Here is a 23,758-nt window from a genome sequence, read left to right as displayed (position 1 = left end):
CAATATTTTGCAGCACTCGCTTGAGTTGTTTCGGTGATTGATTCACCCATTGTTTTATTTGTTCTTGCTGCTCAAGGGTAAACGTGGATTTACGACCTCGCCCTGCTCGGTCACATAATCCCACCAACTTGAGCCTTTCCCAAGCCACAAACCAGTTATGAATCGTTTTGCGACTCACCCCAAAAATTTGCATCAGTTGCGCTATCCTTATCCCTTGAGCGCTCAAAAGAATACAGTGTGCTCGTTGACGGATTGCAAAGCGGTGACTTTGACGATAGATTCTCCACAGTAGCTTTGTCGTTTCAGGGGAAAGTGGAGCAATTAATCTCACAGTAATTAGATCACAATTAAGTAATCCTTAGAATCTTCCCATTACTATGAATATGTGTAAATAATTCTGCATATCTACTTATCAATGATAATTTGCTCGATTTGAGAGAGCGGTATTTTTGCGAGAAATTCAGGTGTGAACCATTCAGCTTTTGGCTTTTGGGCGTTTAACAAACGCGCGATCGCTTGTTGCGGTGTAACTGCGGTTGGGGAAATATCGGTCTGCGCTAAAATAATCTGCGATGAATTGGTGACTTGGGCAGAATATCCATCAAGCGCAAAGATACCACTGATAATGCTAATCAAAGCTGCGATCGCAATACTATGTTTTTTCATGTTTTCTTCCTTGCCTTGGGCAGTCTAATTGGATAAAATTACTGTAAAAGTCGTTCCCTGTCCAACTTTGCTCTCGACATTAATTTGTCCCTGATGACTCTCTGCGATCGCCTTTGCGATCGCAAGTCCCAGCCCTGATCCACTTGTCGTAGGATTCATTGATTTTGAACTAGATTTACTGCTTTTTTGTGGTTGATAGCGATAGAACCGTTCAAAAATCTGGGATAGTTCTGCTTCAGGGATACCGATACCAGTATCTTTGATTTGCACTTGGATTTGATTTTGAGAAGTGCTTGGTTCGGCGATGATTTGAACTTTCCCGCCTGCGGGAGTATAGGCGATCGCATTGCCGATCAAGTTTGTAAATAACCGCCCTAAGCGATCGCGATCGCCTGACACCAATAATTTTAGTTCTTGATTGGGGATTTCCAAGGTGATTTGTTTGTGCTGCGCGATCGCCTGTTGTTCTTCTCCAACTTCACTCAAAATCTGCGATAAATTGCAAGATTCACACTTCTGATTAGTAATACCGCCATCATGCCTTGCTAAAAACAGTAAATCATCAATTAATCTTCCTAATCGTCTGGTAATTCTTTCAATTGCTTCCAGTTGCGATCGCTGAAATTCTGGATTGGGATCGGCGAGGGCGACTTGGACATTGGTTTGAATGACGGCGATCGGATTGCGAAGTTCATGGGAAGCATCGGCAGTGAACTGTTTTAAGCGCTGATAGGATTCACGCACTGGCTCCATGGCAATTCCTGCGAGCCACCAACCGCATAGGAGAACCACGAATACCATCAGCGTTGTGCCGATCGCTAAATCAAGAAATAATTGCTTAACAGGTTTAGTCACCTCAAACCAAGGATGACTAATTCGTAGATATCCTAATAACTTGCCATTAATCACAATCGGCTCAGTCATCTGCCGCAATGGCTCCACTTCAGACAAATGCACAGTACGATAGACAGGCTGCAATATTCCCTTCTCACGGGGTTGTAAGGACTCCGTATTCGCATTAGTTGTCCAAAGAATCTCCCCACTGGGGCTAAACCAATCAATATCAATATGATCGGCATCGATCGCTTGAGCATTTGCCGAGAAATTGCTGCCAAAATCTGATTCTAAGTCAATTAAGTTAGACCGAATTAGCGATCGCTCTATTACTTCGGCAACATGATCGATCGTGTCATCAATGCGATCGATCAAAGTTGTCTGCACATACAAATAGAATCCTGTCGCAAACACAATCAACAAAATTGCGGTGACGATCGCATACCACAACGCTAGGCGGCGGCGCATTGATTGAAAAACAGGATTAGGGGGAGCAGTGGTCATCAGTAATTAATACAGAGAAATCGCGACGTGATTTCTCTTACAGGGTTTAGTATTCAAAATCTTCCAGAATAGTTAATAATCTATTTTGACAAGACTTGGGAATTAAATCACTTAAAGGAATTTCACGATTGCCGCCACCGATCGCAATCATCGTTCCATTTAATACTTTTGTAACATCTGCTGATGTAATACCATCTGGCAGCATCGTATAAAACTTTTCAGCAAGAGGACGATGCAAATGCGCATCATTTAGATACAAATGCCATTTAGCAATATCGATATACACATCTTCTGCGATCGCAGCAGCTAGCTGTTCAATACGTTCCGTAGTACTCATTTTATTCGTAATTCGTAATTCTCTAACTACTCAAGACTAGCGCAATATCACAAAATCAAAACTTAAGTAAATCGAACACATCTTGCACTGACATTTGCCAATCACTAAAAATCTCTAGCATGGGCAAAATATCCTTGCCTCTATGGCTATGAAAGCGATCGCCTTGAAATGTCAAAACTGTCCTTTCTTGAGGAACAATTAACCAGCCAAGTTTTGTTCCATATTTCATTGCAAAGCCGAGCTTGTCGATAATTAAAAAAGGTGATTGAGCAGGCGAGAGGATCTCTATCATCCAATCGGGAGCGATTTGGATTTTGTTCACCGCTTCGCCACCAGCATCGAGAGGAATATGATTCCATTCAAACACAGCAATGTCTGGGACAATTGACCGCTTACCAAACGTACAACGTAATTCAGGAAAAGCATAGGCTAGCTTTTTGGGTTTAGCTCTTTGGTTAATCGCCATGACCATTTCTGCTTGCAATGTGCTGTGCTTTCCTTGTGGCATGGGCTTTTGATAAATTTGATCGTCAATATATTCACTTGCAGGCTTAGTTTCTGATAGAGAGAGAAACTCCTCTAGTGAAATTGTGTTTGGATTAGATTCTAAAGTGATCGCCATAGAGTCACCATTTTTGCCATTAAACTTTCTGGATCTGTTTTTCTTTATACAAAACCCAAATACTATGCGCGGTGACAATTATGCCCCAGATCACGGCTACCCAAATTGACCAGATCCAGACTTTTTCGGTAATAGATTGAATAAACCACATACAGGTCATGCAAGCCGAATAGAGGGCAAGGTGCAGATAAAAGTTAACGCTGAGTTCGAGGGTTTGATATTCAGGATCGTTAGGATCTGGTGGCTTTAATAGCTTGGGCATAGAAAATCGAAAATTTGGCAAATTTAACTAAAACTTATGCTAGCGCAAAAGCATCCAAAAATGAGTGGCAGCGCTTCGCGCTGCCACTCATTTTTGGGTTTAAGCGATGAGTTTTTTGGCTGCTTCTAATTGGATTCTGACTTGCTTGAAACCAGTGCCACCGTAGCTATTACGCACCTTAACGACCTGTGCAGGCGCGATTGCCTGTACGATATCCGCCTCAAACTGAGGATGAAAAGTCTTCCAACGTTCAACGGATAGATCCTTAAGTAAAATCCCTTCACTAGTACAGGTTTTTACCAACTTCCCAACTAATTGATACGCTTCACGGAAAGGAACACCTTTGGATGCGAGGTAATCGGCAACATCAGTCGCATTAGAGAAGTCTTCAGCAACCGCTTCTGCAAGGCGTTTGGTCTGAAATTCAATTCCTTCATCGATCAAAATTGTCATTGCTTCCAAACATGCACGAACGGTGACTACTGCATCAAAGATGCCTTCTTTATCCTCTTGCATATCCTTGTTATAAGCCAGTGGCAAGCCCTTAATAATCGTCAGCAGCCCTTGTAAATGTCCAAATACCCGACCTGTTTTACCACGCACCAATTCGGGAACGTCAGGATTTTTCTTTTGGGGCATGATGCTGGAGCCAGTGCTGACGCGATCGCTTAGTTTCACAAAACTAAATTCCTGTGATGACCAAAGAATTACTTCTTCAGATAGGCGGCTGAGATGCACCATGATCAAGCTCGACGCACAGAGAAATTCGACGGCAAAGTCGCGATCGGAGACCCCATCAAGGCTATTCCGTCCCACGGAGCTAAAATCTAAAAGTTCAGCGGTGTAATGGCGATCGATTGGGTGGGGCGTACCTGCTAAGGCTCCCGAACCGAGAGGGCAAACATTGACTCGTTGATAAATTTCATCCAGTCTCGTCCAATCGCGCTGAGCCATCTCAAAATATGCTAGGAGATGATGGGCGAGGCTAATCGGCTGGGCGCGTTGCAAATGTGTATAGCCTGGGATGAACGTCTCGACATACTGTTCGGCTTTATTAACTAAAGTTTGCTGCCAAGTTCTAATGTCTGTCTGGATTTTGCGAATCTGGTCGCGCAAATATAAACGCACATCGGTAGCGACTTGATCGTTACGCGATCGCGCTGTATGTACTTTTTTACCAACATCTCCAATTAACTCAGTCAGGCGACGCTCTACGGCAAAATGAACATCTTCGGCATCAATACCAGGATTAAAATTTCCAGAGCGATATTCTTGGCGGATTTGCTCTAACCCATTGACTAGCATTTCCCCTTCTTCGGCGCTGATGATCCCCACTTTCGCTAACATTCGTGAATGCGCTTGCGATCCTGTGATGTCATATTCAATTAAATTAATGTCAAAACTAATGCTGGCATTAAATTTTGCGATCGCAGGATGCAGCGCTGTCTCGAAACGCTGACTCCAAGGTTGGGGGGCTGTTGGCTGGCTCATACAAAAAAACTGTAGTACTTGAAGATTTAGTTTACTTTTTGACCGTCAGTTTTGCGCCTTTTTGTCATAGGTTCATTATTTAACAAGTATAGGACTTACGCAAAAGGACGAAATTTAGGGGCAATTCATGAATTGCCCCTACGATGAAATGCGGATTTTAAGCCATTTTTGCGTAAGTCCTACAAGTGCTTAAATTCTTTCTTTGAGCCATTTCTGTATAGCGCGGACAATGCTAATGATATCTGTCGATATAGTTTGAGGATTTATAGCGCAAAGTGCAGTGAGAACTAATGTGTAGATTCTACTTGATCTCGCAATACATATCCCACGCCGCGTACTGTATGTAATAAACGTTTAAGATTGCTTGCTTCTAATTTGATGCGTAATGCGCGAATATAGACTTCGATGATATTTGACTCACCCATAAAGTCGTATCCCCATACAGACTCTAGGATTTGATCACGGGTTAAAACTTGATGTGGATGTCGCAACATAAATTCCAGAAGATCGAATTCTTTGGCAGTTAGTTCGATCTTTTGATGAGCGCGATAGACCTCGCGGGTGAGGCGATTAAGAGTTAAATCGGCAAACTGTAAGTTGTCAGAAACGTCAGAAGACATTCGACGTAATCTTGCTTGGATTCTAGCCAGTAGTTCTTCAATACTAAAGGGTTTAACTAGATAGTCATCGGCTCCAGCATTTAAGCCAGCAACTCGATCAGGGATTTCATCCTTAGCAGTTAACATAATGATTGGAATTTGAACGCCAGTTTTGCGAAGACGGATGCAAATATCTAATCCTGATATTTCGGGCAGCATCCAGTCCAAAATCAGTAAATCAGGATGTTGATCGCGGGCGATCGCTAAACCATCAATGCCATTATTAGCGACTGTGACTTGATATCCATCTAAACTTAGTTCAGAGGCGATAAATTTTGACAATTTAGGATCGTCTTCAACCAAAAGAATATGACCATTCATAGAGTTGGCTTCCATATGGGTAAAGTGATCGTAAAAGTACTTCCCTCATTGGGCTTTGAACGAAGACTAATGCGACCATTCATGCCTTCGATCAAGCTCTTTGCGATCGCTAATCCTAATCCTGTGCCATCTCTAGAACGAGTTGAAGGATCGTCGCTGCGATAAAAACGCTCAAAAACGCGCTGTTGATGTGGTAAAGGAATGCCAATCCCGCGATCGCATATATGAATAATTGCTTGCTCTTCTTTGGTCTCTAGCTTGATTTCCACAGTATGAGCAGAATATTTAATGGCATTATCCACTAAATTAATTAACACTTGCTGAAGCCGATCTTGATCAGCTAGCGCCACAATATCATCTTGATCTACATCGGGATTACTATCCTGATTTGAGAAAGATACTTTGACTGGGCGATCGCTCACTTTCTCGGACATTACTGCTACTTCTGCCACTAGGGTATTCAAAAAGACAGGCGACTGGCGAAAGTGTAAATTACCACTATCTGCCCTTGCTAGATCTAATAGGTCTTGGAGCATTTGGATCGTGCGCTCAGTTTCGGCACTAGCGGTTGAAATCGCTTGCGTTTGGTAAACACTGAGATTGTCACCTCGGCGCAATAGGCTTTGTAAATAGCCGCCGATCACCGTTAGTGGCGTGCGCAACTCATGGGAGACATTACCAACAAACTGACGCTGTTGCTCCCATGATTCTGATAAACGAAACAGCATTTCATTAAAGGCTTGGGCTAACCCTTTAATTTCATCGGGAGCTTTTGCTAATTGGAGTTTGACAATACTCAAATCTTCAATCGAAATATCACTGGCAATCTGACTCATCTGGGCTAGAGGGGCAAGGGCTGTGCGAATACGATAGGCGATCGCCAAAATCAAAATTATCGTGGCACTAATGCTCACCATTGCTAGACCATAAATACCATTATTTAACTGGCGTTGCTCATTGGTAATATCTTGGGATAGATAGACCTGGCCAACTAATTTTCCATTGATAGTAAGCCCATTACCGCACATGACCACATAGCGATCGGCAAATTGAACTACTTGCGGAGTCGTTGGGATATTACCAGAAGCCACGATTGCAGCTATATCGACGACATTATCAGGATTATTTACTGATTTGGCAATAACTTCTCCTTCCGCACTTTTAACTAAAATTGATAATCTTGCCGTAGAGAGCTTATTAGATGTGCGTTCAATCCCTGCATTGATCCCCCCAGTCTCCATATACATTGCTACTTGATCAGGAAAGCGCATCGCAATATATTCCAGCATTTGCTTGTGACCATTAATCAGGGTTTGTTCCATTCTCCACCCTGCCCAAATCGAGACACTAGTTAAGCTGATTACTGAAATGGCGATTAATTCTACCGTCAGACGAAATTGGAGCGAAGTCGGTGACATTCGCTTGCTGAATATATTTGCGATCGCTTTTCTGATTGGATTATGCATCTTAGCAACTAGATAACTAGAAAATCATGGCAGTTTGCTCGGCTATATCAAACTGAAAACGCTTAGCATAATCAGTAACTCCATAGACGTTAAAGCTAATGGTTGGTTCATCTGCGATCGCTTCAATTTGATGAATTGCATCAGGCATCAAGCAAAGAATATCGCCTGCGGTAATCGTATGCTCTCCCGTTTGGACAATCCGATCGGGATAGTTAGGAGTAGGCGATCGCTGCCAAAACTTGTTTTTTTCTTGTCCATCAATCAGAGCAACAATTCCCCATGTTGCATGGTTATGGATTTGGGAAATAGACTGTGGTGACCAGACTACAGTCTGTACAGTAAGTGGAAAGTCTGGCTCATCATAGAGTACTTGTACCGACCAACCCATATCAGGATCTGGCGGCAAAAAGTTAGTTAATATCCATTCTGAGCTATTTAATAAGCGCCGTACCAATGGACAAATTTTTTGTAGTCTTAGGTAGTCATCTTCTTCTTGCCAGATAATATCTTCTAGATAAGTCAGAAATCTATGTAGACGGTAAGGATTTTGCCCATAATCAGTAGTGTCGCTAGTGGCAAACATCTGACATTCACTTTTATTAGTTACTAACCAGTCTTGGTCTGACATAGTTGATTATTTATCTTGCTTGCTTATCAAGCATTTCCTGACGACGCTTTGCATTCAAACCAGTAGATATTTTAAAAGTGTTGCTTCGCAACACTTTTAAAATATCTACTGGTTTGGCTCGTTTGAACATCAATTGATTTAAGAACTGCTGTAGTTACTAGTGTAAGAGTAATTTTAAAAAACTAAATGAGTCAGTCATAACTACAAGATAAATTTTTGATGAAGATAATCATTTAAAGCAAAATTCAAGAGCCGATTTGTTATGGCGCGGCAAAGCTGCGCCATAACAAATCGGCTCTTTATTTCCAAAAGCGTAGTCACACTTTCGGGACTTGGTATTTAGATGCGATCGCCATCAAGCTTTATGCAATCTCCATCTAGCACTCATCTAGCACTCATTTTTTTCCTTTTTAATAAATTTAGCCCAAAATGGCTGCCAAACAATGCAATTCAAATCGCAATCAGAAATTCATATGAAAATTAAATCTATAACCACTATTGCTGCAATTTCTCTATTGGGTCTTGGGGCAGTCTTTGTTAATTCAACACTTATCCAAGAGACTTTATCTAGTGTAGTTGGCGCTGAAGCCTATGCCCAATCTTCCTCCATCGCGCCACTAGCAAAAAAATTACATGGCAAACCTGTAGTCATTGATATCTATGCTAGTTGGTGTCCCGCTTGCAAAAATATTGCGCCCACTGTGTCGCAATTGAAACAACAATATGCAGGCAAAGTTCACTTTGTGGTGCTAGATGTATCTGACCGATCCTCTACAGCAAAATCTGAAGCGATCGCTAGAGAACTGGGACTCAGTGAATTTTTTGAGGCTAACAAAACTCAAACAGGTTCAATTACGATCGTTAACCCATCCACAGGCAAAATCTTAGCCCAGCATCGCAACAACCCTCAAAAATCAGCTTATACCAAAGTACTTGACAAAGCTCTATAGCTGATTTTAAGAGTAGGCTTCATTTTGCCACTATAAAATGAAGCCTTAACACCCTTACTAAACAGAGATCTATCATTAAAAAGCCATGAAAACTAGATACCTCGCCACACTTGCCGCTATCTCGTTGCTAAGTGCAGGTGTCGCAACTGCTTGCTCCGCCACTCCTTCTGCAACAACGACAACATCTGCAACAACAGTCGCTCAAGCCACAGATCCTTGCGCTGCTAAGAAAGTTAATCCTTGTGCTGCAAAGAAAGCCGATCCTTGCGCTGCTAAAGCTTCTTCAACATCCAGTTCAATTGGTGCACCGCTTGCCCAAAAATTACAGGGCAAACCCGTAGTCATTGATATCTATGCTAGTTGGTGTCCCGCCTGCAAAAACATAGCTCCCACTCTCTCGCAACTGAAAGAACAATATGCAGGCAAAGTGGAATTTGTGGTGCTAGATATTTCTGATAAATCCAGCACATCTATCGCCGAAGCTACAGCCAAAGATCTAGGACTCAGCAAGTTTTTGGCAGAGAATAAAACTCAAACAGGTTCACTAACTATTGTTGATCCAGCTACAGGAAATATCTTGGCTCAATATCGCAACAATCCCGACAAAACCGCCTACACCAAAGTATTAGACGCAGCTCTAACTAAGTAATTACAAATTCTAAAGCTTTCCACTTGTATTAGACAGGTATAAAGCTTTGTTTCCTCCATATCAGGAAAATTCTATGACTCATCTTCCACAACCCGATCGAGAAACTGAAATCATTGCACCAGATTCTACTCGCCAAAAATACGTTCCCAAAGCCCCTAAAAAATGGTTGGTGTTTGGAGGATTGGCTCTTCTCGGTTTGCTGTTAGCTCTGCTACTTACAGGACCAATATCCCAAGGATTAGAGCATCTCATTTCTGTAGTGGAAAATCGTTATCAAGAATGGTTCTCTCAGCAAGATACGGTTAATCCATTGGTGCTAATACCTCTTGCTTTCATTGGTGGCTTGATTGCCAGTGTCTCACCCTGTATTCTTGCCATGCTGCCAATTAACTTGATCTATATTGGTACGCGAAACATTACCTCTCGCCGTGATGCCTTTATCAAAGCTGGGCTTTTTGTTCTCGGGAATGTGCTTGTTTTAGGTTTGTTTGGCTTAGTTTCTGCTTTTGCGGCAGCCGTGATCGTAGAATATCGGGGTCACGTCAATGTAGTAGTAGGAACCATCATTTTTGTTATGGGTTTGGGGCTATTGGGATTGATTAAAATTCCCCTACCTAACATCAATGTTGATGGTTCTAATTTTGGTCCTTTTGGAGTAGGCTTAACCTTTGCCTTAGTAAGTTCACCTTGTGCTAGCCCCGTTTTGTTTGCTGTATTGGCTGCCGCAGGTGCTAGTGGCTCACAAGTTTTGGGTGTAGCCACTATGGCGAGTTATGCCTTTGGATATACGATCATCATTTTTTTAGCAAGTTTACTGACTGGTTTTGCTAAGCAAGCCAAGCTTTTGCTGCAACATTCAGAAACCATTATTAAATTCGGGAGTGTCGCGTTGATAGTGGCAGGAATCTACTACCTAGTGATAGGGATAGGTTGGTTCTTTTCTTAGGATCGCAAATTAAATAAAACCCAATATTATTACGGCGGGCGAAGCCTGCCGTAATAATATTGGGTTTTGAATTGCATAAGTTATTTGATTTTCATTGCTTAAGTCTATTTCCTTAGTAAGTCTATAAGCAGGAATAATGAAAAAATGGTTAGCTTTACGTGTAAAGCTAACCATTTTTTCTGTTTTTTACCCTGAGAATTAAAGTGCCAATAGCGTTTGCTGAACTCGCGTTAAAATAGGTGAAGAAAACAACTAAAGGAGACTAGCCGTGATCGTCGTAACCAAGATTGGTACACCCGCAGAAGAAGTGGGGCGGATCTGCGAAGAACTATCTAGTTGGGGATTATCGCCAGAGAAAATTGTGGGAAAACATAAAGTTGTGTTGGGACTAGTTGGTGAGACAGCCGAGCTCGATCGCCATCGCATCGAAGAACTAAGCCCTTGGATTGAAACAGTTTTGCGGGTGGAACGCCCCTTTAAACGCGCTAGTCGTGAATATCGCCAAAATGAATCGAGCGTGGTGATTGTACCTACGCCTAATGGTGACATTGAGATCGGTGAAAATCATCCCTTAGTGACAGTCGCGGGGCCCTGCTCTGTTGAGAATGAAGAAATGATTGTGGAAACGGCGATGCGCGTGAAGGCTGCTGGGGCAAAATTTTTACGTGGTGGAGCCTATAAGCCACGGACATCGCCCTATGCTTTTCAGGGACATGGTGAGAGTGCACTATCTCTATTAGCTGCGGCTCGTGCGGCAAGTGGATTGGGTATTATTACGGAGGTAATGGATACTGCCGATATTGATAAAATTGCCGAAGTTGCGGATGTGTTGCAAATTGGCGCGAGAAATATGCAGAATTTCTCGTTGTTGAAGCAAGTGGGTAAACAGAATAAGCCCATTCTCCTCAAGCGTGGATTAGCGGCTACGATTGATGATTGGCTGATGGCGGCGGAATATATTCTCGCTGAGGGCAATCCTAATGTGATTCTTTGCGAACGTGGGATTAGAACTTTCGATCGCGAATATACTCGCAACACTCTCGACTTATCCGCAATTCCTGTATTACGAAAGTTAACCCATTTACCAATCATGATCGATCCTAGTCATGGTACAGGTTGGTCAGAGTATGTACCATCCATGAGTTTAGCTGCGATCGCAGCAGGTGTTGACTCCCTGATGATCGAAGTTCATCCCAATCCTAAAAGAGCTTTGTCTGATGGACCACAGTCACTTACTTTCGATGATTTCGATAAGCTCATGATTAAAATCAATCGCATGGCTCAAGTAATGGATCGTGTGTAAATAGAGAAGGCGCTTTGCGCCTTCTCTATGATAAGAGCTATGAATCAAGCATTTATTTACAATCGCACAATTCGTTTTTGCGACACTGATGCGGCTGGGGTCGTTTACTTTGCGAATGGATTATCCATTTGTCATGAAGCCTATGAAGCTTCGCTAGTAGCATCGGGAATTGAGCTTAAATCTTTTTTTAGAGGTGGAGCGATCGCAGTTCCCATTACCCATGCAAGTATTGATTTTTTTAAACCAATGTTTTGTGGCGATCGCATTGTGGTTTCTTTAGTAAAAACCTTGCTAAGTCCCGAATCTTTTCAGATTGAATATCAGTTGTTTTTTGATATAGAAAGTGTCGAGAAAAAGGCGATCGCTAAAGCCTTAACTAAACATGTTTGTATTGATCCCAGCACTAGAAAGCGTTTTAATCTATCCCAAGATCTCCTAAAATGGTTAACGATCTAATGTAATAATTGGTTATTCATATAGCTTATTGAGGCTTTGAGTAGTACAGGGCAATTCTTAAAAACGTTGCGGAGCGCCATTTCCAAGAATTGCTCTAGGTTTTAAGTCAGCGCAAAGCGCTGTAATGGAGATTAGGTAAAATTAAGCGATCTCATCAAAGAGGAAAATAAAATGACTGAAAGATGGACAGATGAACGGCTAGATCGTTTTGCTAACAAGATTGACGAACAAGCCGAACGTATCAATGCTTTGATTCAGAATATCGGTCAACTAGTCCAATCTCTATATCTTGCACTCCCTAACATCAAAGCTGAAATTTACAGCATTTCTGAAGAGGCTAGAGAAACTAGAGAGGTATTAAGTCAGATGATTAAGGAATCCAACGATCGGATGACCAGAATTGAACATACTCTTGATCGTCAAACAGCGATCGCTGATAAACAGGCTGATAGTGTAAGACAACTAATCGAAATGTTGAATAGAAAACAAGCTTAATAATCAGGAGAAGTGCTAGAGCTAAATCCCACAGGATATAAATTAACTTAATGACTACAATTTTACGTGACTGGAGTTATCGCTATCAATGGTTTTATGACACTGTATCGGCTCTTGCTGCTATTAGTGTTGGCGGGGAGAAGCGATTTCATCGTTTATTTTTGAAAGATTTATCCATTAATCCTGAAGCCAAAGTTCTTGACCTTTGTTGTGGAGCAGGACAGGCGACAAGGGAACTAGTTAACCATTTCAATGATGTGACGGGTTTAGATGCGTCACCGATCGCGATTAAACGCGCCAAGCAAAATGTACCCCAAGCTGAGTATGTAGAATCTTTCGCGGAAAAAATGCCGTTTAGCGATCGCACCTTTGATCTGGTACTCACGAATACAGCTATGCATGAGATGGATTCAGAGCAGTTGCAGCAAATCATTCAAGAAGTGCATCGGATTTTGACACCTGAAGGACAATTTATCATTATTGATTTTCATCGTCCTATTAATCCATTATTTTGGCTACCTATTGCGACTTTCCTCTGGCTATTTGAGACAGAAACCGCATGGCAATTAATTAAAACCGATCTACCACAGCTATTGAGTAAATCTGGATTTAAAGTTGAGTCTTGCCAACTTTATGCTGGTGGTAGTTTACAAGTTTTGCGATCGAGAAAATAAACTTATGAGGATATCCCGCGTAGCGAGATATCCTCATAAGTTTATTTATGCGTAGCTACTTAGTTAAAGAAAATGCGATAATTCTTTGCTATCAGTTATTAGCTTTATTACATCGTGACTTCAACCCCAAAACGAGTTTTATTCATTAGTAACGGTCACGGTGAAGACCTAAATGCTTGTGAAGTTCTCAAAGCTTTAAGGCAAAAATATCCAGAGGTAGAGACGATCGCATTGCCAATTGTTGGTGAAGGAAATGCTTATCGACGGGCTGGTGTAGCGATCGCTACTCAGACCAAGATCTTACCGTCAGGGGGATTTGCTTATATGAGTGTGCAGAAACAGATTGCAGATTTCCAATCTGGATTGATTAATCTAACTTGGCAACAAATTAAGGCGGCGAGAGAATGTGGCAAAACTTGCGATTTTGTGTTTGCGACAGGTGATGTAGTGCCTGCGCTATTTGCCTATTTAACGGGGTTGCCCTATGCCTTATTTTTAGTGTCATCATCAGCATTTTACGAAAACCGTTATGTTCCTCGCTGGCTGCAAGCCCTAATGATGCGATCGCCACGATGTCGCCAGATTTTGACTCGCGATGCCTATAGTGCGGAACTGATTAGAAAAAGAGGCTATCAGAATACAAATTTTGTCGGCTATCCGATTATGGATGTATTGGAACCGACAGGCAAAGATTTGGCTTTGAGTCCTGATGTGCCTTCGATCGCCTTACTGTCAGGAAGTCGGTTGCCAGAAGCTGCCGAAAATCTCGTATTGCAGTTGCGTTTATGTGTAGCGATCGCTCAAGAATTTGCTCCCAATCCTGTGCAATTCCGAGCTGCGATCGTACCGAGCCTGACACCCAAATTGCCTGAACTGGCTGCTCAAGCTGGCTGGGAATATGCTGATGGCAAAATGTATCATGCAAAATCAAATATCTATGTTCTTTGCTTCAGTGATGCTTTTGCGGATATTTTGCATCATTGTGATTTGGCGATCGGGATGGCGGGAACTGCTGTCGAGCAGATGGTAGGTTTAGGAAAACCTGTAATTCAAATCATGGGAAATGGTCCTCAATTTTCCTATCGTTTTGCTAATGCACAGGAACGTTTGCTAGGTTTGTCAGTACAAACGATTGGAAAGGAACCAGCTACTCCAAAAATATTGCAGGAAGCGGCTCAATGTGTAAAGCGAACTCTCAGCGATCGCGATTATTTGGAACGTTGTAAACAAAATGGAATGGAACGGGTTGGCGCGAAAGGTGGTTCTGAGAGATTAGCTGATGCGATCGCGCAAATATTGGCAAAGTCTTGTTAACTTTTAAAAGTTTTAGAATCAAAAAAGTAGTGCTTAACGCGGATTGCAATCGCCTAACATCTCTAGAAATTTTTCGGCTTCTGTTCTGTCGTGTCAACCTGAATTTTTCTGTATAACTCACCTATATGTGATGTTACCCAGACAATTTGCGTAACATTTCGTAAAATAGTTGTATTGTCCAGAAAATTTCTGTATAGTTTTCATATTGTTGTAATACTGAAAGTTTCATCAAAATCGCTACTTCTTTCGCTCGCTTAATTTGATAAAATCACTAAACGCGGGATATTAGAACAAGTCGTTGGAACCGAGATGACTTCGACAAATGGTTAACCACTTAGCCTAGCTAATTCGGTTCATCTCAATCATTAGCCTCTGAGTTTCTGTGAAGCAAATGAATCCTCTAGATTTGGTTAAACTCACACCATTGATGGAACTCACGAGAGGCAGACCAGAAGTCGTGGTTGGGTTAATTGATGGGTCTGTGTTAAAGCAACACCCTGAATTGGTGAGTGCAACTATCCGTGAGGTTGCTGGTAATCTGAGTGGTCAATGTGTTCAAGCTATCAGTACGGCTTGTGTTCATGGAACATTTGTAGCAGGTATTTTGGTTGGGACGAGGAATTCCTTAGCCCCAGCGATCTGTTCCAACTGCACTCTGCTAGTACGCCCTATTTTTGCCGAGACTACTTTAGGAAGCGAACAGATGCCCAGTGCAACTCCTTCCGATTTGGCAGCGGCAATCATTGAGAGTATTGATGCAGGCGCTCGGATACTGAATATGAGCGTGGCGATCGCCCAACCTTCATCTCAAGGTGAGCGTGAGCTACAGGAAGCCTTAGACTATGCCATTAGTCGTGGAGTCATTGCTGTAGTAGCGTCAGGAAATCAGGGAACGCTGGGTAGTTCTGCAATTACTCGGCATCCGTGGGTGATTCCAGTTGTAGCTTGTGACTTGCAAGGAAGACTGGTTAGTTACTCAAATTTGGGCAGTTCTATCGGCAGAAGAGGACTGAGCGCTCCTGGAGATCAGATCACTAGCCTTGGCACTGATGAGAAAACCTTAACTTTAGGTGGAACGAGCGTTGCTGTTCCCTTCGTCACAGGTGCGATCGCGCTGTTGTGGTCAGAATTTCCGACCGCCACAGCTGCTGAGATACAACTCGCTGTCACTCAGGGCAATGGGTCTCGACGAACCACAGTTGTTCCTCCGTTGTTAGATGCTTGGGCAGCGTATCAAATCATGGCAAAGTCTCGTGCTTAAAGGAGCAATAATTTTATGGATCAAACGGAAAGTTTATCTCAGCAAACCACAGACATGAACGATTTACCAACCATGACCTCATTTTCTAACAATCCTATTAACACATCTGTAATTCCTCAATCTGGAGGTGAAGGATGTTCTTGTGGAGGCTCAGGTTCTAATTCATCTCCTCCTTCCTATGTTTATGCTTTGGGCAAGGTTGAGTGGCGTTTCCCAAAGCAATCAGTGGAAAAGGAATTTGCTCAAGCTACTGGACGGACAGAAACCTCTGGTCAGACTGACCGAGAGGCTGTTTATACAGTTCTAACCCAGAGGCAAAACCGATATTTGGTACGTCAAATGTGCTGGGTGCTGACTATTGAGGGTTTAGCCACTTATATTTTAGCTCCGCGTGACCCTGCGGACTTAGACCTATTGGTAGAAGCTGTTCGTCCTGCCCCCAGTCCTGCGGATGTGGATATCATCATTGGTATGCGAGGTCCGATCGCGCCACCAGAACTTTGCAATGGGCTAATGCTCCCAATTGTGGTGTTCGACCAAATCTATTCCTTCGATCGGAATATGCTGATCAGCTCAATTCCCTGTCCAGAGCACATTGAGGCAGAACGATTTACCCATGCTGCTGAGGAATTGTTCGATCGGATTATGCAAATGGCTGACAATGCAGGCGCAACAGATGAGCATCGTGCTTTGAACTATTTGGCAGTTCGCTATCCTGCGATCTACGCGAAGGCAGCTGAAGCTTATGGTCAAAGCTGTGCCTTAACTGGCGTGGAAGTCCGTCCTTCCTCTCTCAGTAGCACCCGCAAGATCGTCGCTGTTATCTTCTCCTACACAAATCGCAACACCGATTTCACAGAGAAGTTCTTTGTTCGTGTGGATGTGACTGAGGAGTTTCCGTTCTTGGTAACTAAATTGTCACCTTACTATGATCGTTAAATATAACTAACCAGACAAAAGGAGATACAAAATGAGTACAACGAGAATGCCTGGTTTTAATGCAGAATCATCTATGTATGATTCTAATAATTACGTTCCAGCCCGTTTAATCAATTCTTCAGTTGCTTCTGGAACGATTCAGTTAGCCGCTGCCATTTATGTGGATGGACGTTTCTATTGTTACGGAGAAACAGATTACTTTGGCAATATTCGTTGTTATTCCTATGGCGACACAAGCGGATCTACGGAGATTTGCGGACCCTGTTACCAGGAAGGTGCACGCGAGGGTTTTCAGTTTTGCCGAAGGTTTGAGAACGGACGTTTAATTGCCCGAGGATGGTCTGAATGCTAGCAAGTAGGATGGGTACTTCCCATTAATCTGATTGAAATGAGATGTGAAATGAAAGCCATGAAAACGCCAGGGTTTACCGCAGAATCATCTATTTATATCGCTCTCGAGCGCTACGAAATGAATAGAGATCTCCATGATGCAGCCGAACATCGAGGAGTTTTGCCACAATTTAGACCTGTTCAAGGTGTCATATCGAGGGATAGAATGTGTAGACGAGGCTTCAAAATCTGCAGTCCTGTTGACAATGAGGTCGGCTATACATGCAGGTGTATTTAATAATGAGTATCGCGCTTTGAACTATTTGGCAGTTCGCTATCATGCAATCTATGCGAAGGCAGCCGAAGCTTATGGTCAAAGCTGTGCCTTAACTGGCGTGGAAGTCCGTCCGTCATCTCTAAGCACCACCCGCAAGATCGTCGCTGTCATCTTCTCCTACACAAATCGCAACACCGATTTCACTGAGAAGTTCTTTGTGCGTGTGGACGTGACTGAGGAGTTTCCGTTCTTGGTGACTAAATTGTCGCCGTATTATGATCGCTAAATCTAAACGACCTAAAGGAGATGTAAAATGAAAAACACGAAAATGCCAGAATTTACCGCAGAGAAATCGCTTTATAAGACGAGTGGGCAATACCAATCAAATAAAATTATCCAAAACAATTCTAGCGGTCTAGAAGTATTACCGCAACTTCAGCGAGTTAGATGTGCCTTCAGTGGAAGATCTATTTGTTGTGGTGTTGAAGATGATACGTCAGGCACTAGCTTCCCACTAGGCTGTGGTCGCATACTATAAGGGTAGAAGTAGGCAGAAGACAAGCCCAAAATAGTGCGTAAACCCCTGGGGGATTTGCACTGTTTGTGCCCTGTCAGTCCAGTAGTGGATAGACATGGCTAAAGTGATGCAATAGTGTTAGTGTCTTTATTTTTTCGCCACCCGAAAACCTGCTTTCTGAAACCATTACTACGGGGATATTCTAAAATCACGTTTGGTTTCGTAGGGTGGGTATCGCCCACCTTGCAGCTCTAAGCCGAAGACATTCCGTTCTTGGTGAAGAAACTGTCACTGTATTATGATTGCTAAACCTAACTAAATAGATGAAAGGAGATGAGAAATGAAAACTATGAAAACGCCAGGTTTTACCGCAGAGACTTCACTTTACCAATCTAGCCAACACTACCAGATGGCTATGTCGAAAAATTCGCTTACCCACTTGCCAGTGCTACCTCAATTGCGGCGATTGTACGATGGACCTTGGAGACCTGAATTTGAAGGCGGAATCTGGGGAGGTGGATTTGCTGGAGGATGGAGAAGGGAAACATTGGATGAATGGGTTTTTAGTAATGGACGACCTTCTTGGGCAAACGAAACTTCCCCCCCCTTTAGAGATACAATAAATCCTGGTATCGGTGATGTCAGAGAACGCCAAAGTCGCGTATGTGTAACTAGGTGCAACCGGATTATGGACCCCGCCGAAAGGGAGGACTGCCTTTTTTATTGCAATCCGTAGTAGACCATGTCCACAAAGATAGTGCTAAAAAGGTAAGAAAATGGGTGGCAAGTTAAGACTAAAATGAAATTTTCAAGGAGGTTTCAGGCTTTCCTAGCCACCCTGACAGATAAAGCATTGAACCAGCTTAAATATAAATACTTAAAAGATTTATGTTTTTGTAATCACCAAATTTAGTGCTTGACAGAATCTAAAAAAGCTTAATCTGCCAGCCATCGGTGATAGTCTGCACTTCGCGCAGACTATCACCGATAAAAATTCTTTCCTTTTTAGGACTATCTCCACAAAATATACTCCAATAGGAACATCTGCTTTTTACGTTTAGTCTTTAGATCGGATTAACGGGCGCTCCCATTGGGATTGATGGGAGTGCAAGTAGGTTTAGTACAGCCCATCAATCTAATCTAGCTAATCGAAATGAGGAAATAGAATCATGAAAATGCCGAGATTTACCGCAGAAGAATCACTTTACAAAACAAGCGAATTCTATCTTACGATGCCAACTGGCGCTGTTTCAATAACCCAAGTAGTTCCGCAAAGAACTTTTCCGTCTGGTCTCTGTAAGAAAGCTTCTCGCTATTGTCAAGTAGGTACTGAACAACCTTGGTGCAATATTTTAGAGATATGCGGTCTTGATGGAGACCCAAGCCCTGCGCCGCCCTTGTGCGTGCCAACTACAACCTGCTCTCAGGATCGAGCCACCACTGACCCAAGTTGTCAAATCTGCTATCGAGATAATTGCAATGGCACAAAATCAGTGTGGCACACATGCTAGCTAACGCAAAAAACACTAAATCTGCGTAATTCTTAAAGAGGAGCTTTAACATGTCTTTCAGAAAGTCTATCTTGATATTTACGTTCATCTTCTTTGTAGTTCTAGGTTTTCCAAGCAAAGCATTTGCATCAGAACAACCTACCGCCATATTCCATGCCTTTAATCAAAATTATTCAGACATTGAAAAGTTTGTCTGTAAATTAGCCGATCAAGGTTATTCTCACGTCCAAATTTCTCCTGTCCAGAAATCTAATCCAGGTCCTTTTGCCCCTCCTACAGGTTGGTCACAACGTTATCAGCCAGTAGACTACAGTGTGATTGACGGTTTAGGAACTGAAGGAGATCTCAAAAGTCTTATCAAAGAAGCTCATCAATGTAATATCAAAGTTATTGCAGATGTTGTATTTAACCATATGGCCGATCTTAATAATGGCGCAGACTTTGAAGACTTAACTAAATTTCCAGGACTGTCTAAAGACGATTTTTTGACCGTAGCAAGTACAAGTAACCCTGGACAAAGACCCTGCAAAGATGCAGATAGTAAAGTTCCTAATAGAAATGGCTATGACGATGGCAACAGGGACTCGGAACTTAACTGTTGGCTTGCCAGCCTTCCAGATCTCAAATTCACTCCTAATGTCAAGCGCCTCCAAAAAGCACATCTTAAAAAATTACTTGACTTAGGAATTGATGGATTTCGTTTTGATGCCTCTAAGCATATGCCTGCTAATGTCCAGAAAGAGTACATTGACTTTATTGATGCCGAAAGTAAAGGAAATACTTGGAATTACCTTGAAGTCATTGAAGATAATGATACAAAAGCAGAAGATTATAATTGGATCGCTGCGGTCACAGACTTTCTCCTTTACAACTCCATGAAAGGTGCATTCTCTTTCGGTGGGGATTTGCGATCGCTACCAAGTAATGCCGTAAATGATTCTCGCAGTGTTACCTTTGGCAGAAATCACGATTCAGTGACAGAAATTAGAAACGCGAAGAAAGATGCATATAGTCCCTATGACGATGCCACTGATTCCTATCTTGCGACAGCATATGTCTTAGCGAGAGAGGGAGGAACACCTCTAGTCTTCAATGCCGATAATCTTAATGCTGCTTATATTCCATTCGGAGCCAAATTCCGTCAAATTATGACTCAGCGTGGCAAGGATAGAAAGAATGTTAAAGAAAACATTTTAAAAGTTATCAATCGTCCAACTGCCTTGTTGATGGAGAGAGGTGCAGAAGGTTTTTTTGTTGAAAATAAAGGGCTTGATAAAATTGATATTCCTGTACTTGATTTAACATTATCTAATCTAGAGGGTTGCTATCGGGAGTTACGCAATAACTTTACTGTTGCTGTTGAGCGTCGCAACGGGAAAAAATTTGTAACTCGTTGGGGAACTCCTAATAAAGGTGGCATGGAAATTCAAGGGCGAGATGCTCTCTACTTCATCCGAGAACCGTTTGCGCAGTGTCAAGCGAACTAGTTGCGATCGCCGATTTTGATGGATGAAAATCTCCCTCCAATTTATCAAATACAGCTACAACGGAAAGAATCTGATTTAGTGGTCTGGGCAATTGGAGATCCCAACACACCGCCAAAAGACACTTTAAATCCAGAATTTTGTGAGGATGATCTACTAGAATCTTGTACGCCTAAATAACCACTATGCTTACGGTATCTCATACATATGTCTTACCCCTATCGACAAATTCTCATGGAACAATTTTAGTCGGTAATACTCGCGTAACACTCGATACAGTTATCTTCAGTTTTAATCAAGGCGCAACGTCAGAAGAAATAGCATCTCGATACCCCTCACTTAAGCTGTCTGATGTCTATAGTACAATTGCTTTCTATCTTGGACATCAGCAGGAAGTAGAAGAATATTTGCAACAGCGTCAGCAAAAATCGCTGGAAGTCCGCAAACAAAATGAGTTGCGATTTGACACCCAAGGTTTGCGCGATCGCTTACTAGCCCGTCAAGCTGCAAAACATCCATGTTAAAACTGCTTGCAGATGAAAACTTTGACAATGTTTTTTAGAGAGTGAATGTAAGGTCTTTGACTGGCATTTTTGGTGCGAGAATACCGCCAAGCGATCGCTCCAATTTAGAGGCGCGTCACCTAATAGATCGCACAATTTTAGTAAGGCTCATCTTGAAAAAAGGTAAAATTATAGGATTATACCAAACCTCGTTATAGCAATTGTCTAACGTGGAGAGTACGCCTAGATTCAGTTTAGTTCTGACACTCTGGTAACATCACAATGCAACTAGAAGACTACTTTACCTTTCTCGCTACCAATGATATTCGCCTAAAAAATACGCGAATTGGTATTGAAACAATTTTGTATGACTACATTTATCGCAGTCGAACACCTGAAGAAATCGCCAAAACCTACCTATCACTAAGCTTAGAGCAGGTTTACGCTACAGTTCTCTACTATCTTCATAACGAGCAAGAGATTGGTGAATACATCACTAATTGGTTAGAGTGGGGACATAAAATGCGAGAAGAGCAAAAGCATAATCCACTGCCAATTTCTGAAAAATTGCGTCAACTTCGAGCCGAACGACTAAAATTAGGGAAATCTTATGCAAATCAAGTCTTTGATGGATGAAAATCTCCCTCCAATTTATCAAATACAGCTACGACGCAAAGAACCTGATTTAGTGATCTGGGCAATCGATCATCTCGCTCAAGGGCAGCACATTCCTGGGATATTCCAAATCAATCCCAGTATGAGCTTGGGTAAAACAATTGAAGAATTAGTATTAGCTGCTCTTGCTTCGCTGGATGACGAGTATCGCGATCGAATTTCATACTTGCCATTGCAATAACGTATCGAGAAGATCGAGTTCAGATTATTAGCGCATGAGAGGAAACCCAATCGGTTTTTAGAGAGTGAATGTAAAGTCTTTGACTAGCATTCCTGGAACGAGAATACCGCCAAGCGATCGCGTTTCATAGGTTCCTGTATTAGGAATAAATTCACGAAAATCGGTAAAAGCTTCGAGCTTTTCACCAAGAAAGTCATAGATACTATCATCGAAGCGCAGATTTTCAATTGGGGCAATAAACTCACCATTCTCAACCCAGAAGCAAGCATAGCGAGTCATGCCAGTGATTCTGCCGCCACTGCGATCGCTCCAATTGAGATAATGCAAATTGGATAGATAGAGTCCCGTATCTAACTGTTTGAGAATATCAGACTCAGCTAAACTTCCTGCGGCAACTTCAGGCGATCTCATCGATTCACCTTCATCAGCACCATTGGCAACCTTGCCATATTCCTTCGCACTGCGCGAACTCACCAATGTGTTAACTAGCTTCCCTTCAGCAATAATAGATAAATATTCTGGAGCAACTTCTCCTAAATCGTTAAAACGAGGCACATTCCCATAGGTGAAGTTTTCACTAATAGATAGCAATGGCGAAAGAGTTTTCTCTTGATTCTTTAATTTCAATAGAGCGCTACTACTCTGCTGCAAACCTGACTCCCCCGCACTCCAAGTCAAAAAGCCCAATAGCTCCGATGAAGCCGCAGGTGCAAAGTAAGTATGGTACTGACCACGCTCTAACGTTTTACTTGGCTTTTGCAAGGCTACTAATTGTTGCTGAGAGCGACTAATCTGTAATTTATAAGCCTCTGCTTCCCAATCTTTGCCAGCATAAATACCCTTAACCGCTTTTTCGCCAGAATCCGTCTGGACAAACATCGAATAATCGACAAAAAATGAATCCGTCGCAAACCAATGTCTTTGACCTGCGGAGTTCGCATTAGCCCGAATTATCGAACCTGAGGCATAGAAGCCTGTAAAATCGACATTATTCACTGGCGCAAGAATTTTCGCGATCGCATCTTCTGGATTTAACAAATTACCTTGATAAACCTCGCGACTTGAGCCTTGGTTCTCAGGAATGACTAGATAAGGGTTTTCAGGGATTTGAGCAACTTCTTGCCTGAGATATTCAAGATTAGCGATCGCATAAGCCATATCAATCTCGCGATCGCCTGTAAACGGAAACTTAGCAAAAGCTTCACGCTGATTATAAATTAGCAAAATAGTCACATTCCCATCGGCGACCACTCCTGACTGTCGGACTTTGGCATGGTTAAATCTGGTGAATTGACTACGTTCACTCTCTAAGTTAATCGTTAAATGTTCACCCTGATGCAGACTATCAATCAAGCGATCGGCAAGTTGATAAAATGATGCTTCTAGTACATGTTCTACAGCTTGTTCTTCTAGATGTCTGCCCATCAAAAATTAACTCCTAGTAAATACATCAACATAATTAGGGCTTCCTGAAAAAGTACAAAAGCTCGCTACATAAGGACT

The 23,758-nt window shown here is 42.3% G+C and carries 28 protein-coding genes and 1 pseudogene; 18 read left to right on the top strand and 11 right to left on the bottom strand.

Translation table 11 applies throughout. The annotated features are described in order from the left end of the window. From APA_RS25820 to APA_RS14810, 10 genes are all read right to left on the bottom strand, one after another. On the bottom strand, positions 1–331 hold a 331-nt coding region (locus APA_RS25820), incomplete at its 3' end, for a helix-turn-helix domain-containing protein (RefSeq protein ID WP_201321415.1). Between the two features lie 74 nt (positions 332–405). Then, entirely contained in the window at positions 406–666 is a 261-nt protein-coding gene (locus APA_RS14850) for a hypothetical protein (RefSeq protein ID WP_201323047.1), read from the bottom strand. A gap of 24 nt (positions 667–690) precedes the next feature. Continuing rightward, a complete protein-coding gene (locus APA_RS14845) occupies positions 691–2,004 on the bottom strand; it encodes a cell wall metabolism sensor histidine kinase WalK (protein WP_201323046.1) in 1,314 nt (437 codons plus the stop codon). A 46-nt stretch (positions 2,005–2,050) separates the two neighbouring features. After that, positions 2,051–2,341, bottom strand: coding sequence for a DUF3181 family protein (locus APA_RS14840; RefSeq protein WP_201323045.1), 291 nt, complete (start codon positions 2,339–2,341; stop codon positions 2,051–2,053). A gap of 55 nt (positions 2,342–2,396) precedes the next feature. Next, on the bottom strand, positions 2,397–2,963 hold the full coding sequence (locus APA_RS14835) for a Uma2 family endonuclease (protein WP_201323044.1): 567 nt from the start codon (positions 2,961–2,963) through the stop codon (positions 2,397–2,399). A 19-nt stretch (positions 2,964–2,982) separates the two neighbouring features. Continuing rightward, positions 2,983–3,225, bottom strand: a complete 243-nt coding sequence (locus tag APA_RS14830) for a 2TM domain-containing protein (protein ID WP_201323043.1) — start codon at positions 3,223–3,225, stop codon at positions 2,983–2,985. A gap of 99 nt (positions 3,226–3,324) precedes the next feature. Then, positions 3,325–4,716: an argininosuccinate lyase gene (gene argH, locus APA_RS14825; RefSeq protein WP_201323042.1), complete on the bottom strand. Its 1,392-nt coding sequence runs from the start codon at positions 4,714–4,716 to the stop codon at positions 3,325–3,327. 287 nt (positions 4,717–5,003) lie between these two features. Further along, the gene (locus tag APA_RS14820) at positions 5,004–5,696 is read right to left on the bottom strand and encodes a response regulator transcription factor (protein WP_201323049.1); all 693 of its coding nucleotides are present in this window, start codon (positions 5,694–5,696) and stop codon (positions 5,004–5,006) included. Continuing rightward, on the bottom strand, positions 5,693–7,162 hold the full coding sequence (locus APA_RS14815; RefSeq protein WP_201323041.1) for a HAMP domain-containing sensor histidine kinase: 1,470 nt from the start codon (positions 7,160–7,162) through the stop codon (positions 5,693–5,695). Before APA_RS14815 ends, APA_RS14820 begins: the two co-directional genes overlap by 4 nt. A gap of 16 nt (positions 7,163–7,178) precedes the next feature. Then, on the bottom strand, positions 7,179–7,790 hold the full coding sequence (locus APA_RS14810; RefSeq protein WP_201323040.1) for a cupin: 612 nt from the start codon (positions 7,788–7,790) through the stop codon (positions 7,179–7,181). Between the two features lie 473 nt (positions 7,791–8,263). On the opposite strand from APA_RS14810, the gene APA_RS14805 reads away from it, so the two are divergent. The 18 genes and pseudogenes from APA_RS14805 (at position 8,264) to APA_RS14720 (ending at position 22,255) form a co-directional block, all read left to right on the top strand. Further along, positions 8,264–8,740 carry a thioredoxin domain-containing protein gene (locus APA_RS14805; protein ID WP_201323039.1) on the top strand — a complete coding sequence of 159 codons (477 nt, stop codon included), beginning with the start codon at positions 8,264–8,266 and terminating at the stop codon, positions 8,738–8,740. 85 nt (positions 8,741–8,825) lie between these two features. Continuing rightward, a complete protein-coding gene (locus APA_RS14800; protein WP_201323038.1) occupies positions 8,826–9,389 on the top strand; it encodes a thioredoxin family protein in 564 nt (187 codons plus the stop codon). 73 nt (positions 9,390–9,462) lie between these two features. Further along, positions 9,463–10,335 (top strand): cytochrome c biogenesis protein CcdA, encoded by an 873-nt coding sequence (locus APA_RS14795; RefSeq protein WP_201323037.1) that lies wholly within the window; start codon positions 9,463–9,465, stop codon positions 10,333–10,335. Between the two features lie 268 nt (positions 10,336–10,603). Beyond that, positions 10,604–11,638 (top strand): 3-deoxy-7-phosphoheptulonate synthase, encoded by a 1,035-nt coding sequence (aroF, locus tag APA_RS14790; protein ID WP_201323036.1) that lies wholly within the window; start codon positions 10,604–10,606, stop codon positions 11,636–11,638. A 39-nt stretch (positions 11,639–11,677) separates the two neighbouring features. Then, positions 11,678–12,094 (top strand): thioesterase family protein, encoded by a 417-nt coding sequence (locus APA_RS14785; protein ID WP_201323035.1) that lies wholly within the window; start codon positions 11,678–11,680, stop codon positions 12,092–12,094. 171 nt (positions 12,095–12,265) lie between these two features. Next, positions 12,266–12,589 carry a hypothetical protein gene (locus APA_RS14780; protein ID WP_201323034.1) on the top strand — a complete coding sequence of 108 codons (324 nt, stop codon included), beginning with the start codon at positions 12,266–12,268 and terminating at the stop codon, positions 12,587–12,589. A gap of 50 nt (positions 12,590–12,639) precedes the next feature. Continuing rightward, the gene (locus APA_RS14775; RefSeq protein ID WP_201323033.1) at positions 12,640–13,263 is read left to right on the top strand and encodes a class I SAM-dependent methyltransferase; all 624 of its coding nucleotides are present in this window, start codon (positions 12,640–12,642) and stop codon (positions 13,261–13,263) included. 114 nt (positions 13,264–13,377) lie between these two features. Further along, positions 13,378–14,577 (top strand): lipid-A-disaccharide synthase-related protein, encoded by a 1,200-nt coding sequence (locus APA_RS14770; protein WP_201323032.1) that lies wholly within the window; start codon positions 13,378–13,380, stop codon positions 14,575–14,577. A 391-nt stretch (positions 14,578–14,968) separates the two neighbouring features. Beyond that, the gene (locus APA_RS14765; protein WP_201323031.1) at positions 14,969–15,838 is read left to right on the top strand and encodes a S8 family serine peptidase; all 870 of its coding nucleotides are present in this window, start codon (positions 14,969–14,971) and stop codon (positions 15,836–15,838) included. Between the two features lie 15 nt (positions 15,839–15,853). Beyond that, positions 15,854–16,777 carry a hypothetical protein gene (locus tag APA_RS14760; protein WP_201323030.1) on the top strand — a complete coding sequence of 308 codons (924 nt, stop codon included), beginning with the start codon at positions 15,854–15,856 and terminating at the stop codon, positions 16,775–16,777. A 626-nt stretch (positions 16,778–17,403) separates the two neighbouring features. Next, positions 17,404–17,670 (top strand): annotated as a pseudogene (locus APA_RS14755) (hypothetical protein); the annotation flags it as partial. Positions 17,671–17,697: 27 nt separating this feature from the next. Further along, complete coding sequence (locus APA_RS14750) at positions 17,698–17,922, top strand: hypothetical protein (RefSeq protein WP_201323028.1); 225 nt, start codon at positions 17,698–17,700, stop codon at positions 17,920–17,922. Positions 17,923–18,250: 328 nt separating this feature from the next. Further along, positions 18,251–18,637: a hypothetical protein gene (locus tag APA_RS14745; RefSeq protein ID WP_201323027.1), complete on the top strand. Its 387-nt coding sequence runs from the start codon at positions 18,251–18,253 to the stop codon at positions 18,635–18,637. Between the two features lie 825 nt (positions 18,638–19,462). After that, on the top strand, positions 19,463–20,899 hold the full coding sequence (locus tag APA_RS14740; RefSeq protein ID WP_201323026.1) for an alpha-amylase family glycosyl hydrolase: 1,437 nt from the start codon (positions 19,463–19,465) through the stop codon (positions 20,897–20,899). 18 nt (positions 20,900–20,917) lie between these two features. Continuing rightward, complete coding sequence (locus APA_RS14735) at positions 20,918–21,076, top strand: hypothetical protein (protein ID WP_201323025.1); 159 nt, start codon at positions 20,918–20,920, stop codon at positions 21,074–21,076. 5 nt (positions 21,077–21,081) lie between these two features. After that, entirely contained in the window at positions 21,082–21,420 is a 339-nt protein-coding gene (locus APA_RS14730; protein WP_201323024.1) for a DUF433 domain-containing protein, read from the top strand. Positions 21,421–21,681: 261 nt separating this feature from the next. Then, on the top strand, positions 21,682–22,035 hold the full coding sequence (locus APA_RS14725; RefSeq protein WP_201323023.1) for a DUF433 domain-containing protein: 354 nt from the start codon (positions 21,682–21,684) through the stop codon (positions 22,033–22,035). Beyond that, positions 22,010–22,255: a hypothetical protein gene (locus APA_RS14720; protein WP_236579595.1), complete on the top strand. Its 246-nt coding sequence runs from the start codon at positions 22,010–22,012 to the stop codon at positions 22,253–22,255. The genes APA_RS14725 and APA_RS14720 overlap by 26 nt, the downstream gene beginning before the upstream one ends. Before the next feature lie 57 nt (positions 22,256–22,312). Here APA_RS14720 and APA_RS14715 read toward each other — a convergent pair whose 3' ends face one another. Then, positions 22,313–23,680 (bottom strand): TldD/PmbA family protein, encoded by a 1,368-nt coding sequence (locus APA_RS14715; RefSeq protein ID WP_201323022.1) that lies wholly within the window; start codon positions 23,678–23,680, stop codon positions 22,313–22,315. Positions 23,681–23,758 lie beyond the last annotated feature (78 nt).

The sequence above is a fragment of the Pseudanabaena sp. lw0831 genome, from assembly GCF_016584665.1.
Classification (GTDB): domain Bacteria; phylum Cyanobacteriota; class Cyanobacteriia; order Pseudanabaenales; family Pseudanabaenaceae; genus Pseudanabaena.
The sequence above is the reverse complement of the archived record's forward strand: the minus strand, read 5'-3'. Positions and strand labels throughout refer to the sequence as shown.